Below are 14,628 nucleotides of genomic sequence, written 5' to 3'. Positions count from 1 at the left end.
GAATCAATAGTGACATGGAAGAAAAAAAGGTAAAAATAATAGATATAGCAATATAGCTATCTAAAATAATCTGACAAGATACAGCTTTTTGTCGCATTCTTTTTTCAAGCTGGTATTAAAATTTAATAATTTGTTCATTTCAGTTATCAGTTAGCTTCCTAATGTCGAAACTACGTTAACAGTACATCTGCAATAAGGAGGCTTTAAATCTGTAATATTCTCTTTTTTATCCCCTTAAAATTGGAGGCTTTAGATCACAATTTTTCGGCAAAAATATTATAGATATAGCTTCTAAAATGAATTGCATAAGCTCTTTTTAAGTATCTTCGAACGAGATACCGCTTTTTGTAGCATTCTTTTTTCAAGCTGGTATTAAAATTTAATAACTTGTTCATTTTAGTTAGTAAGTTATCAATATATCTCCAGAATAGAGGAATTAGGGAGCAGAGAGAAAAAATTGATAAATAAGAGTGGGATAATTGATTTGATTTTTTATTATTGGAAATGTCTAATTTAGGATTGTTATACTATTTCTCAAATTTACAGCATATTCCAAGTATATGAAATACAGATATTGACAATCAAATTTTTGTAGTGCGGGCATCTTGCCCGCGATTAGTTTACCTGACCAAAGTGGAATTTGCTTTCATTAATGGATAATTACCTATCCCTTTTAGGGGGAGGATTGACTAAAAGGAAAAAATTTATTTTTTTCCCCTTGAAAGGAGGAGGCTTTCAACCTAAATTATTTAATTATTAATTCTTCGGTAAGTTTTTTCCTAACCTTCAAGCAGTATTCCTCTTCCTTTCTCAAACTTTCCATGTAGAAAATTCTGACAAAACTGAGCAGGATAATACTATTCAAATTTAAGTTTTTTCTTAACCTTTAAGTGGTCTTCCTCTTCCTTCTTCTTTCCTCCTTCTTCCTTCTTCCTTGCAGGATAATACTATTTCTCAAATTTAAGTTTTTTCCTAACCTTCAAGGGGTCTTCCTCTTCCTTCCTTCCATGGGGTTTTTCTCTTCCTTCTTAACTTCTTCCTTCTTCCTTCTTCCTTGCAGGATAATACTATTTCTCAAATTTAAGTTTTTTCCTAACCTTCAAGGTGTCTTCCTCTTCCTTCCTTCTTCCCTCTTCTGTCTTCCTTCTTCCTTCTTTCCATGGGGTTTTTCTCTTCCTTCTTAATTTCTTCCTTCTTCCCTCTTCCTTCTTCCTTCTTTCCATGTGGAAAAATCCTGGCAAAACTGAGTAGAAGATAATAAATAAGTAGGTGGGTATTGAGTTACAGAATCTCGTTCTTTCTGAGTATTGTAACCCCAGTCTGCTAAAAATAATTCTACTTCTTTTAAATCTGATTGTTTTTGTACAGATAGTAAAGTTTTTAATCTATCTTCAACAAACCAAATAATTGTTCCTGCTCCTGATGCTGCTAATAACATTCTCAGAGTTTCATATTTAGGACGTTTACATTCTTTGCCAATAATATCCGTTTCAGGTAAATTCACACCTTCTTTTTGCAGAAGCGATCGTACAAACCGCCCCTCTTTAGTTGTCACAATAACTGGTTTAACCTCTGATACCATCAACTGCTTTAACTTTTCCACTACTCCTGGATAAAACTCATGTAAAGATAACCATCCTTCTAAATCTTTCGCTATCCATTCATCTCTAGTATTATCCAGACAACTACCAATTTCCCTTGGATTTTTATTCTCTTCAGTCACAATCTTTGTAGCGATCGCTTGCCATTCCTGTAAAATTTTTTCTTCTTCAATACCTAATATTAAAGCCCGAATCAAAACAGGCATTTCCCAGCCAATTTCAATTACCGGACGTAATCGATAAAATTTTTCTGCCAAATCATTATTTGGTATTTGCTCTGATGGTTGCCAAATTTGACAGTAGGTGCGCCAGGCCGTTTGAAAATATTCAACCAGTCCGTTGCATAAAACGCCATCAAAGTCAAGAGCTAGAAGAGTAGGAATTGTTGTTTGCATAATTTAAAAGTTCAAAATCAAAAATTAAAAGTAAGACTGCTCAGTCGCTGTTGCCTACTCTAAATAAATTTTATCGTCAACTTCAGGCTGATTAAACCTAAAACCCTGAACCAACAACCTTCTTCAGTAGTCCTGTATGGTAATGGTAAGGATATTTATTATATATTTTTTAATTTCTCCTACTGCCCCATCCCCCCAGGGCTAATTCTTTGTCGCCAGAAAATACTAATATAAAATACATTTAATTGTACAAATATACTATACAAATCTCCCCATCTCCCCATCTCCCCACACTCCCTGAGATGTTGCATTTTTTAACAAAACTATGTTTTTTACTTTAAGTATGGTTACAATGACTACAGGTTTATTAAAATTTAAGAATTAAATAAACAAACAAAGACCAATAACAAAAATTGGTGGTTCTAAATTATCAAGCGATAAACCAATTTTAATAATGGAGATGTAAAATTATGAGCACTAATGGAACTATGACAGAAACTAATAAAACTACTAATAGTAGTAGTGAATCTAATACTCAAAGTAATCAGCCAACAAAATTGGATCAAGGGTCAGGGCAGCGTACCACTTTACAAGTTGAGACCAAACCAGTACAAGAAAAGCAAGCACAAGAATCTCAAGTATCTGAAAAATTAGCCTTGCCTGGAAATCGTCCTATTGGCACAACTCATCTTCAGTATACTCAAACAATTTCTAATCGTCCTGTAGTTTCAACAGGTCTTGAAGTCCATCATACAATGTCTGCTTCTGGAATTCGCCCAGTTGTCGTTAGTGGATTAGAATTTAATAGTACTATTACTGCTTCTGGAGTTCGCCCTGTAGGTACTAATCATTTAGAAGTTAGTCAAACTTTGATGAATCGTCCAGTTGCTTCTAATCAGATTGATAATGAAGGTTTGATGGGTTTTTTAGATTAGAATTTAACCATTTTCTTCTAATTTAGAAAGTGTGTCTATAGATTATTAATTACGTTTGTTTGTCAAAATTTAGATGATTTTGGCAAACTATAATTAGGGTTTGCTGAAAAAGTCTTATGGGTGAGGGTAGGAGACAGGAGACAGGAAACAGGAGATAACCCACCCGCGGGTCCCTCCCAGGAGGGGAGAAAAGGGAATGAGCGAAGAGGTAGGAGTAAGAATTGTAAGAATGATTTTTCTGCCCAACTATGAGCCTAAAATCTTAACTTTTTGAGCATCAATAGCTGAAAAACAGGCACTTTTTAAAAGCCCCAAAAAGGCACTTACCTTGATCTGTAAATACTTTTAGATTTAATCAGCAAACTATAATTATTCATTTAAATCCAAAGTTCAAAAATTAATTATTGATTATTACTTATCCTGAAAGCATAGAGTATTGACAAAAAGTATTTTGTTTGTTTATTTATTCAAACCAAGAAGATGATTTAAACCTTAATTCTTCGGTAGATATTATAAAGATGTGCTAATTTTTTTTGCGGGATAAATCTGTCAAATAATTTTTCTCAAAACTTTTATTAATTAGCCTAATTTTGTTTTATAGTAGAACTTAAATATGACTACTATACATAGTATTTTGATTTGAAATGTTAAACAAGAATTGGTTATTTACTAACAGTGAAAAGTCCAACAAAACATCTTGCCTTTGGCCTATTGCTTTTCTCCTTTTTCCTAAGCAAGGTTTTTGAAGCAGCTCAAATGAAATTACTGCTATATTATATTCATGATTTTTTTGAAATTAAATTGAGGACTATGAGTAATTTTTCTACTAGATTTAATCTATATAACTTGAAAGTTTTATGCTTCATAGCAATATTCAGTATAGTTATTGCCATTAGTGGTTGTACTCCATCAGCTCAATCAACTGGTACTCAAGTAAATTCAGAAGAATTAGAACAACAAGTATTACAGATTATTCGTAATAATCCAGAAGCAATTATCGAATCAGTACAAGCTTACCAAGAACAACAACTGGAACAACAGCAAGCTAGTAAGCAAGAAGCATTAAAACAGTTTCAAACCAATCCTCAAGCCAAAATTGGTAATTCTCCAACTTTCGGTTCTACCGAGCAAAAAATAGTACTGTTTGAATTCTCAGATTTTCAATGTCCTTTCTGCTCCAGAGTGCAAGGAAATCTTAAAGAATTTATGGATAAACATCAAGATAGAGTAACTTTAGTATTTAAGCATTTACCTCTAGTAAGAATTCATCCTCAAGCAATTCCAGCAGCTAAAGCATCTTGGGCAGCTCAACAACAAGGTAAATTTTGGGAATATCACGATGCTTTATTTGAACAACAAGATAAATTAGGTGAAGAGTTCTATATAGAGGTTGCTAATAATTTTAATTTAGATATAGAGAAGTTTAATAGCGATCGCCAATCTCAGGAAGCAATTAATTCAATTCAAGAAGATATTCAACTAGCTCAAGAAATTGGTGCTTCTGGTACACCTTTCTTTGTGATGAATGGAGAAACTTTTTCTGGTGCAGTAAAACTGTCAGATATGGAGAAATTTTTGGCTAAAGTTAGTGAATAAATGAAGGAAGAAAGAAGAAGGAAGAAGGAAGAAGAGGAAGTTGGAGTGCGTAGCTAACAATAAGATGCTCCTCTTGTTTAATATCAAATCCGGTTATATAGTATCTTTTGATAATTTCTTAAATTACTTTGATATTAGACATCTCCTCTAAAAGAGGGAGTAGAGACGTTGCATGCAATGTCCCTACAGGGAAATAATTGATAATTTCTGTACGATAATTGATTTGATTTTTGATAATTGGAGATGTCTATTTCGTCTCCCCTACTCCCCAAATTCCCCTCCCAGGAGGGGTTAAGGGTGGGTTCCCTACTCTCAACTATATAATAAGTATTCAACCGGATTTGATATAACGGGAGAGAACTTTACAAAAGAATTAAAAATGGATTATACAACCCATTTTTAATTTTAATAATTTTTTATTAAACTGTATTTGTTGTCATTAAACAGTAACTAACTCAGGTTCAGGAACAGGACGCTTACTGTTACGAATACCATTAATTGCTTCTGCATAATCATCAGCTTTAAACACGGCAGAACCTGCAACAATAGCATTAGCACCAGCTTCTAACACCTGCCAAGTATTATTGGTCTTAAGACCACCATCAACTTCAATCCAAGGATCGAGTCCTCGTTCATCACACATTTCACGAAGCTTACGAATCTTAGATACCACTCCAGGAATAAAACTCTGGCCTCCAAAACCAGGGTTGACACTCATAATCAACACCAAGTCACACAAATCTAAAGTATATTCAATTAATTCTAATGGTGTAGAAGGATTAAGAACTACACCAGCTTGCTTACCCAACTCTTTGATTTGGCCTAGAGTTCGGTGTAAATGGGGTGAAGCATTATGTTCAGCATGAACAGATATAATATCTGCACCCGCCTTAGCAAAATCTTCAACATATTTCTCTGGTTCCACAATCATTAAGTGGACATCAAGAGGTTTTTCAGTGACAGGGCGAAGTGCTTTGACGATTAATGGACCTATAGTAATGTTAGGTACAAAACGGCCATCCATAACATCAACGTGAATCCAGTCAGCACCAGCTTGGTCTACAGCTCGTACTTCATCTCCAAGACGGCTAAAATCTGCTGATAATATGGATGGGGCAATAACAATAGGTTTTTTCTGGGTAGTGGTCATAAGAGTGAATGTTCTCCTGCTATTCTCTGTTACTGTAAATTTTAACACTAATTTAATAATTTATGATCAGAATGTATATGTAGCATTGAAATTTGAGATCTGAGCTAAAAATTAAATGTTTGAGGAAACAGGTGAAAGTCAAATATTTGACGCGGTTTTTAGGAGGATAAAAAATTAATAACTTACAAAATACTTATAAATAAAATCAGCAACATGGTGAGTAGAGAAATCTGTTTTAGGAAAATCTAATAAAGAGGTCTAATTCCGGTCATAATAATAATAAAAATCTCCAAAAAATTCACCAGTATAAGGTAAAAATATTTGCATTGATACTGAACTTTTTATTAGTTTATTAGAATCAAAATCAACTTTTGAATAACTAAGATATAACTTTTATTTGTGGAATTACAAAATAATCAGTTATTTTACCTTCTTGACAAACATGAAATTTTAATTTTTTTTCAATATGTAATAAACATCGGTAATTTGCTAGTTACCATGATTGTAAATGTATATTTTTCATCCTCAAGTACATACTCAAAATCTATATCAAACTTCCATTGATCGCCTCTATTTTTTTTGTAATCTAGAATTACTCTCTCAACTGATTCTACAAAAGCATTATTTTCTACATTAAAAATAAACTTGTTTAAGTCAAAATTTTCATTAATTAAATGTGGTAGATATTTAATATTTTCAGCTTTAATTAAATCCATCATCACCTCTATATATTTGTTCAATTGTTAATTTCAATTAATTAAACTAGGAACCAAAAATGGGATATACTTATTCTAGTTCAAAGATTATTATTTTTATTATAGTGACTTTGATTTTATGTTCCCTCTAAAAAAAAGATTACCATAATCTGACAGATTTAAGTTATATAAATACCGACAAAAACTGAACTTTTGCTAATAATCAAAATGAAAAATATTCAGCAACTAGAAAACTCTAACATTAACCCCCTACAACTATATTTATTAGTCACCCCAATATTAGGCTTATTCCCCGCAATATGGATTCTGTATCGTCACAACGGTAGTCCACAAAATAGAGCAGTCAGCAAATTAGTTATTACTTTAACCATGATGTGGATCTTGGGCAATATTTTATTACAACCAGGGACTGAAGTTGGGGAATCTGGGACTATCACACTGTTATTAATAAATAGCCTACTAACTACTAGCTACTTCATAATAAGTTTCGGCCTAATGGTTCGTATTTGGAAAAAACAACCCTTATGGCTACCAGGAATTAGCCGGATAGCAGAAAAAGTGGCAGGTAAACATTTATGATAGTCGAAGATTCTATTAAACTATTGAAGATTTTAATTTTCAGTAAAATTTTTCTGACAAAAAACCCTATCTTAATATTTAGTGTGTGAGGAAACCAGTGCCCGCTAATAAATTTTTACATTCAACCTCTAGAAAACATTCAACAAAAGAAGATTTACAGAGACAACCTATCCAATTTGGTCCAGGACGTTGGTTTGGTTTAGGTCTAGGTTTAGCTGGAGTGGCAATGATATCTGCAACAGCAGGTGCTCTCTTGGCCGTATCTCTTTCCAGCACCCCACTAATGCAACAAAAGCTCTCTCCAGAAGAAGCAGCAGTATTTTCTCAACAAGACCTGGCTAAAAGTAGTATGAGATTGCCAGAGTTAACCCGACCTGTAAATATACTGTTATTAGGAATTAAAGTATTAACGTCAGATTTAGAAGAATATCCCCATGATAATAATAATATAGGATATCACGCTTTAGTTAATTCTTTTAAAGGATTATCTGATACGATGCTTCTAGTAAGGTTCGACCCTAAAAATCAGAAGTTAACTTTGCTTTCTATTCCTAGAGATACTCGTACTTATGTAGAAGACCGAGGCTTAACCAAGATTAATGCTGCGAACTATTATGGAGGACCTGCTAAAAGTGCCAAAGCTGTGAGTGAACTTCTTGGTGGGGTAGGAATTGACCGTTATATTCGAGTCAATGTACAAGGAGTAGAAAAATTAATAGATGCTCTTGGGGGTGTCACCGTTAATGTGCCCAAAGATATGAAATATCAAGATGATAGTCAACATTTGTATATTAATCTCAAAGCTGGCAAACAACATCTCGATGGCGATCGGGTTCTACAATTTTTGAGATTCCGCTACGATAATTTAGGGGACATTGGGCGAGTGCAACGCCAGCAACTTCTGATGCGAGCATTTATGGAACAGTCGGTTAATGTCAAAACTTTATCACGACTACCAAAAATTCTTTCGGTAATTCAGTCTCATATTGATACAAATTTGAGTGTTGAGGAATTAGTAGCTTTGATGAATTTTGCTGCTAAAACTGAGCGCTCTAATGTGCAGATGTTGATGGTACCTGGTGAGTTTAGCAACCCTGAAAAGTATAATGCTAGCTACTGGTTGCCCGATCTGACAACTTTAGATGCGATGATTGCTAAACATTTTGATTTTGGTTATGATCGCGAACAATTAGAAAATTCTGATTCTTCTTATATTAGAGTAGCAATTCAAGATAGTACAGATGATTGGGACTCTGTTGATGAATTAGTAAATTCCCTAAACGATGCTGGTTATTGGAATGTCAAAGTGGCTAAACCTTGGAATTCTCCTTTGGAGGTGACTCGAATTGTTGCTCAGAAAGGAGATATTCAAGCTGCACAGGAAGTTCAAAAGTCTCTAGGTTTTGGAGAAGTTTTTGTAGAAAGTACAGGATATTTAAGGTCAGATGTGACTATTCAGTTAGGAAAAGATTGGTTATCAATTCAGGATGAGTCTCAAACTCAAAATTCACGAGATTGGTAGTACAAAAGTCAAATTTTGTAGTCAGGAGCTATACTTACAGAAATTTTCGGCGTTGCTGAAGCGCGTGTATGATATTAATCCTAATTCTTTAGGAGTCAACCCACTCCTAACCCCTCCCAGGAGGGGAGGGGGAAGGCCGAGTCAGGATTCAGGAGGGAAGAAAGAATAGTAGAAGAGAAAGTTTTTTGTTCGCACTCTTATCCGGATATGATATCATACCTCTTTTAACCAAAGCCAAATTTTCTATTTGATGAGGTACATCTTGGTAGTAGGGAACACAGGGACTGGAAGTAGGGAGTAGCGCTGCGAACCGTCGGCGATAGCGTTAACTCTTCTGTAAGAAGCTAGATGCGAGAGGACGCGCACTCCTGTGAGGGAAGAGAGAGATAGATATTAATATTGAATTGTACTTCACCATCTTAAAAAGTGGTAATATTATGCTTAAATCTAGAAGGACATTCCCTTGGAATGTCTTTACCCTAACAAAATTTTCTGGGCTTTGTTGATTTTGATTATAATAGATATCTCCAGAAACGAGGGAATAGGGAACGGGAAGGAGAAATAATTAATAATTTATGGATAAGAATTGATTTTATTTTTGATTTTTGGAGATATCTAATCAAGATAGCTGAAAGTTATAAACAAGTCTCCGTAATCGTTAAATTCTATATATTTTCGACAGTATAAATTGCAAAAAAACACCTTCATTCAGTAAAATTATATTCTAATTTTTTTTATTTTAGTGAAAAAAAAGATATTTTAAAAGTAAAAAATCTAGTTATTGGATTAGAAAATTTTTACGAATAGAAAGTAAAATTAGTATACAAGCAACCTTCAATAACCAAGGAATAAGGTTGAAAAACCATATTAATCCAATGAATCCGATGCAGGGTGCTAGCAAGCGAGGAATCCCATCCAGAGTTTTGACATCAGAATTGAGACTGACAACAATAGCCAGACAAGAAATACATAAGGGAATTATATAGTTCAAATTCATGGTATTTATGAGTGATTTATCAATAATGAGCGATCTAGATAAACAGTATAGCTAAAGATCAAATAAGTTCCCATCTTATAGAGTTAGTACCTAAGGATTAGAAACGGGACCGAGAATATGAAATTAGATCCATTACGATCCCTAACTGTAAAAGATTTCATTGGCTTTCAATCTGAGGTATAATTCTAGCTTGGGATTGCACACAAAACAGAATTAGTGCAAAAATAAAAGTGTAGAATAGTTGCAATTACCATATTTATTATGGAATTGGCTACTTGAGAATAACAGTGAAATCACTGAAAAATCACTGATAAGTTTTCTGTTATCAGTGGAAGCACTGATAACAGAAAACTATCAAAGTTTTTAGGTGAAATTTGAGTTCCTCAACTAAAAAAGTAAAAGCAGAAACTTGTTAATTTTATTCATCATTAAACGAATAAATTCCTGAATTATTTCAGGAATATTAGCATTTGCAGAAGCTAAAGTAGTTAATTTCAGCTATTCAAGGTAAGTTATACCGTTTCACGAAAGTCAGAACTCATGCATCGAGTGTGTAATTCTGAGGTTTCCTACGGGGTTTATAAAGTGCGGAAGTAATTCCGCACAGCCCCTCCAGAATGTAAGACGCACTTCATTTCAGTCAGAAGTCAGAAGTGAAAGTTGATAGACTTAAAGTAATAGCTATAGACTAATTTAAGCTTATTCTTTCACATCATCAGTTGCCAACTATTTGTGACATCTTTAAAGTGAATTTGTATTACTAAAAGTTTTTAACCATGATAGGTAAATTTTTCCACAAACCAGAAGCAGAAAATGGCGATCGCGTTCCTCCCGGTCAATACTTGGCTAAAGGCTTTCCCGTACTAACTTATGGCCAAACTCCTAATATAAGTACAGATACATGGGAATTGAAAGTATGGGGTTTGGCTAAACCATTAACCTTTACTTGGTCAGACTTAATGGCCATGCCACAAAATCACTTCACAGCAGATTTTCATTGTGTGACTCGCTGGTCAAAACTAGATGTTCAGTGGACAGGAGTAAAAGTTACAGATTTGATGGGTCATGTAGAAGTCGATCCTAAAGCTGTCCATATTATGGAACATTGTTATGGAGGCTACACTACTAATATTTCTGTGACTGATTTTCTCAGAGAAGAAAATTTCTTTGGCCACACTTTATTTGGTGAGCCATTACCAGCAAATCATGGTGGCCCTGTGCGATTGGTAGTTCCTCACCTCTATGCTTGGAAAAGTGCCAAATGGATTAATGGATTAGAATTTCTCAAGGATGAAGAATTAGGTTTCTGGGAGCGGAATGGTTATCACACAAGAGGTGAACCTTGGGCAGAAGAGCGTTATAGTAGCTCTGGTTTTTAAGTATATTTTTTGGTGAGGAGTTGTCTAATTTTGATAGAGTATTGACTTAATCAAAGAATAACAGTATAATAAGTATGGTATAAAGCTGTGATTAAGCTAGTACGGGCAAATAGACGAGTAGCTGATATCCGTAAAGATGCACTTAATAAGTTGACAACTTATTTAGCCAAGAACCACAGCAGTGTTGTGATCGAAAATTTCAATGTGTCTGGAATGTTAGCCAACCATCAGCTAGCTAAGTCAATAAGTAGATAATGGTTTGATGAATTTCGCAGACAGCTTGAGTACAAGTTCCAATGGTACGGTTCTGAGCTAGTGGTAGTAGACAGATTTTTTCCATCGTCAAAAACTTGCTCTAATTGTGGTCATTTTTAAAGATATGCCATTAAGTCTGAGAACTTATGATTGCCCTAAGTGTGGCATATCTATAGACCGGGATTTAAACGCAAGTATAAAGAGCGAGAAATGCGGTCGGTTTGACCGTAAATTCTTGTGGATGAGTAACCGTCGATGGTCTCATTTGTTTGCGTAGCATTCCGTAGGAAAGCAGGAATTCATTAATTGATAATTGATAATGGATAATTGATAATTACCTCTGGTTAAAACCGTTACGGAATTGAATATAAGGAAATATTATTTCTTTTTTCCCCTTAAAAGGGGAGGCTTCAAGGCGCGAATTATTTAATTATTAATTATTAATTATTAATTATTCGGTAAACATTAAAATGTCTCTATATGACGTTTTATATCGGTTTTATGAAGCAGTAAAGTTAGCCTGGTATTACAACTGCTAATATCGATTGTGATTTTTCCAGAGTTTTTGATGTTTTTAAAGAATGTATAGCAATGTGCGCTGGCATATTTACACATTATTTTTTGTACACCTTTTCGCTTACTGCATTTTGAGCTGGACATTGTAAATACCTGAGCGCTCATTGCTATATTGACGTTCCATGAAATGACTTTACTCAGGATTTGAGAAGAAAAGGTATATTTATCACAGTTTTCATTTGGTGTTTTCAAGGTCAAGCATGCGTAAGTCCTGTTCTTCTTGATTTCCTCCTGATATAGAATCCGGTTATATAATATATGTTTATAATTTCTTAAATTACTTCAATATTTAATCTCCCCTACTCCCCTACTCCCCTACTCCCAACCCCCAAATATATGATAAGTCTTCAACCGGATTTGATCTGACTCCTGACTCGGTCCTCCTGAGTCAGGAGTCGTTTATTTATAACTGTTTAACCGGACATGATATTACGCAAAGCAACCTAATTCTGTCATTGCGAGCGGCAATGTTTGCGGAGCAGTCCCTGAGGATAACAATCTCAAACGCCCAAAACTCGTTCCTAACGCGTAAGTCCTAACTATATTGGGAACAAGTCATTTTAGAAGTTCAGAGCAGCAAGATAGAAGAAATAAAGAAAGAATAAAAAAACCGAAACAATCAAAGTAGGTAGCTTATGGGATTGGAGATATCTCCTTAATCTAAATTTTAAGTTTCTTTTTTGTAAAATTCATACATGATAATTGTTATAATATTTTCTTAGATATTCATCAACACTAATTAGATTACATAGACAACGCATTAAAAAAGATGTTTTGGATGTATCCTGAGAAAAAATATAATCAAACTCCATTCACTTGTTACGATGGTAGTCAGCCAAGTCATTTTTGTCAAAAAGGTGAAAATTGGGGCGCTTTTACAGCACAAGAGTGTGAATGGATTATCTCATATTCACAAAATTTATTCAAGGAGAAAAGCCATCGGTTTGAAGGTCTTCACCAGAACTATCGTCAAACTAATGCTTGGGAAATATCTCAAACTGAAGCAACAAATTGGCTTTGGCAACGATTAATTAATAATATTATAACAGCAAATAATCGTTGGTGGAATTATGATATTGTGGGAATTATAGAGCCTCTACAACTCCTTTGTTATGACAGCACAAATAGTTCTAATCAAATTAAAGATAATTGTGATTTACATATAGACAATGAATATCCTTTCTCTTGTCGGAAAATTTCTTTTTCTGTAGAATTATCCGATCCCAATACTTATGAGGGCGCAAAACTAAATTTGTATTTACAAGAAAATCCCCAAATATTACCTAGAAATAAAGGAACAATTATTATGTTCCCTTCATTTATTTTGCATGAAGTAACGCCTATTATGGAAGGTAAAAGATGGGAACTTATTGGTTGGATTAGTGGTCCTCAATTCCGATAATTTGCAAAAATAAATAGTTTTCATAAAGTAGGATTGAGAAAATATGGTTTGGATTTCTCCGGGACAAAAGTATCGTCAAATTACATACGCTTGCTATGATGCTTCTCAAAAAGAGCATTTCTGTCAACCAGGTGAAAACTGGGGCGCTTTAACAGAAAAAGAGTGTGACTGGGTTATTTCTTTATCAAAACAGATAAAGCCATCAAACCCTACTGTAGATGGAAAATTGAAACCAGAGGTTCGTCAAGTAAAAGCCTGGGGTGTGAATTATTCGGCATCAACCAGATGGCTGTGGGAAAGGTTAACTAATAGTGTGAAATATGCCAATAATAAGTGGTGGAATTATGATATTTACGGTATTATTGATTCTTTACAACTTTTATGTTATGAAGCTAGTAACAATCAGGAAAATATTCAGGATCATTATAATAAACATCTAGATAATGGGGATATTTATTATTATCGCAAAATTTCTATCTCGATCCAACTTTCCAATCCTCAAGATTATGAAGGTTCACAATTGAAGTTGTATACTAACAGAGACCCAGAAAAATTACCAAAAGAAAGAGGAACAATGGTTTTATTTCCTTCTATAATACTCCATGAAGTAACACCTATTACTCAAGGTAAGAGATGGGCACTTGTTTGTTGGGTGGGCGGTCCTCAGTTTAGATAATTCTAGAAGCATTCTAGAAGCATTGAAGAATAATAAGTTAGCTAGGGGAGATGGGGAGATAGGGAGATGGGGAGTGGAAAAAACTGTAATATCATGTCTCATTAAATAACTATAATCAACAATCTGGTGTTGCTGATTTAAGGTATGAAATTCAACTTTGGGTAAATTTTCAGCCAAAATAATAGTGCAAATTATAGCTATTTCCTCCTATTTAGTCTCCGAAAAACTTCTTTATAACTACTGACTCAGTCCTCCTGACTCCTATGAAATCATACATTTATTCAGCAACACCAACAATCTTTACCCAACCTGGTAGGGAGGTTGTATGCAACCTCCCTACATTGCGGTTAATTAATGTTACTTGATCAGGACTTACGCAGAGACTATACATATAGGGAGGGCGCCCTTCGGACCTTGGCGTTAGCCAATACCATTCGCCCCTACAGATAGTGGTTTAAAAGTCAATTTGCGTAAGTCCTGTTGATATAAGTAGGAAAGAAACCGAAATCCATCCTATTTCTTTTAATTGGAGTAGAGGCGATCGTAGCTGACATGATTAGGTAATTTGTCCCAAGTTTAATCAGTACCATTATGGTTGCAAGACTGTCGCGACCTATCCTATAGTAGCTGATCTGAGAAAGAGTTAATTGTGGCGATAATTCCGATCATTAAAGATTTGGTGGAGTCTTAAACTCAATTCTTAATCTGCCAGTTAAATCCAGTCCGCTCAGGTAGCAGGATATAATACCAAATCCGGTTTAGACAGAAGCTTTATTATGAGGGCAAGGCAGAAAGCAGAGGGGTGAGAGAGTAAGAGCGAAAAACGGACTTTCGATAACCGGATTTGGT

12 protein-coding genes and 1 pseudogene are annotated in these 14,628 nt (G+C 34.5%); 8 read left to right on the top strand and 5 right to left on the bottom strand.

All coding sequences use genetic code 11. The features are described 5' to 3' along the window. Positions 1-1,067 precede the first annotated feature (1,067 nt). The 3 genes from F6K15_RS16095 to F6K15_RS16085 form a co-directional block, all read right to left on the bottom strand. A complete protein-coding gene (locus F6K15_RS16095) occupies positions 1,068-1,241 on the bottom strand; it encodes a hypothetical protein (protein ID WP_293062366.1) in 174 nt (57 codons plus the stop codon). Then, on the bottom strand, positions 1,181-1,996 hold the full coding sequence (locus F6K15_RS16090) for an HAD family hydrolase (protein WP_293062365.1): 816 nt from the start codon (positions 1,994-1,996) through the stop codon (positions 1,181-1,183). Before F6K15_RS16090 ends, F6K15_RS16095 begins: the two co-directional genes overlap by 61 nt. 179 nt (positions 1,997-2,175) lie before the next feature. Continuing rightward, positions 2,176-2,307, bottom strand: a complete 132-nt coding sequence (locus F6K15_RS16085) for a hypothetical protein (RefSeq protein ID WP_293062364.1) — start codon at positions 2,305-2,307, stop codon at positions 2,176-2,178. 159 nt (positions 2,308-2,466) lie between these two features. On the opposite strand from F6K15_RS16085, the gene F6K15_RS16080 reads away from it, so the two are divergent. Next, positions 2,467-2,931 (top strand): hypothetical protein, encoded by a 465-nt coding sequence (locus F6K15_RS16080; protein WP_293062363.1) that lies wholly within the window; start codon positions 2,467-2,469, stop codon positions 2,929-2,931. Between the two features lie 810 nt (positions 2,932-3,741). Further along, complete coding sequence (locus F6K15_RS16075; RefSeq protein ID WP_293062361.1) at positions 3,742-4,527, top strand: DsbA family protein; 786 nt, start codon at positions 3,742-3,744, stop codon at positions 4,525-4,527. 439 nt (positions 4,528-4,966) lie between these two features. Here the strand turns inward: F6K15_RS16075 and rpe are convergent, their stop codons facing one another. Continuing rightward, positions 4,967-5,677 carry a ribulose-phosphate 3-epimerase gene (rpe, locus tag F6K15_RS16070; RefSeq protein ID WP_293062359.1) on the bottom strand — a complete coding sequence of 237 codons (711 nt, stop codon included), beginning with the start codon at positions 5,675-5,677 and terminating at the stop codon, positions 4,967-4,969. A 461-nt stretch (positions 5,678-6,138) separates the two neighbouring features. After that, positions 6,139-6,417, bottom strand: a complete 279-nt coding sequence (locus F6K15_RS16065) for a hypothetical protein (protein ID WP_293062357.1) — start codon at positions 6,415-6,417, stop codon at positions 6,139-6,141. A gap of 183 nt (positions 6,418-6,600) precedes the next feature. On the opposite strand from F6K15_RS16065, the gene F6K15_RS16060 reads away from it, so the two are divergent. The 6 genes and pseudogenes from F6K15_RS16060 to F6K15_RS16035 all read left to right on the top strand — a co-directional run bounded on the left by F6K15_RS16060 (position 6,601) and on the right by F6K15_RS16035 (position 13,779). Next, complete coding sequence (locus F6K15_RS16060) at positions 6,601-6,972, top strand: hypothetical protein (RefSeq protein WP_293062356.1); 372 nt, start codon at positions 6,601-6,603, stop codon at positions 6,970-6,972. Positions 6,973-7,069: 97 nt separating this feature from the next. Then, complete coding sequence (locus tag F6K15_RS16055) at positions 7,070-8,494, top strand: LCP family protein (RefSeq protein WP_363268073.1); 1,425 nt, start codon at positions 7,070-7,072, stop codon at positions 8,492-8,494. A 1,773-nt stretch (positions 8,495-10,267) separates the two neighbouring features. Further along, positions 10,268-10,870, top strand: a complete 603-nt coding sequence (locus F6K15_RS16050; RefSeq protein WP_293062355.1) for a sulfite oxidase-like oxidoreductase — start codon at positions 10,268-10,270, stop codon at positions 10,868-10,870. A 75-nt stretch (positions 10,871-10,945) separates the two neighbouring features. Continuing rightward, a pseudogene (locus F6K15_RS39090) lies at positions 10,946-11,402 on the top strand (RNA-guided endonuclease InsQ/TnpB family protein); the annotation flags it as partial. 1,077 nt (positions 11,403-12,479) lie between these two features. Next, the gene (locus tag F6K15_RS16040) at positions 12,480-13,103 is read left to right on the top strand and encodes a 2OG-Fe(II) oxygenase (protein ID WP_293062354.1); all 624 of its coding nucleotides are present in this window, start codon (positions 12,480-12,482) and stop codon (positions 13,101-13,103) included. A gap of 43 nt (positions 13,104-13,146) precedes the next feature. Further along, the gene (locus F6K15_RS16035; RefSeq protein ID WP_293062352.1) at positions 13,147-13,779 is read left to right on the top strand and encodes a 2OG-Fe(II) oxygenase; all 633 of its coding nucleotides are present in this window, start codon (positions 13,147-13,149) and stop codon (positions 13,777-13,779) included. Positions 13,780-14,628 lie beyond the last annotated feature (849 nt).

Origin of the sequence: Okeania sp. SIO2B3 (genome assembly GCF_010672525.1) — a bacterium.
Lineage (GTDB): Bacteria > Cyanobacteriota > Cyanobacteriia > Cyanobacteriales > Microcoleaceae > Okeania.
The sequence above is the reverse complement of the archived record's forward strand: the minus strand, read 5'-3'. Positions and strand labels throughout refer to the sequence as shown.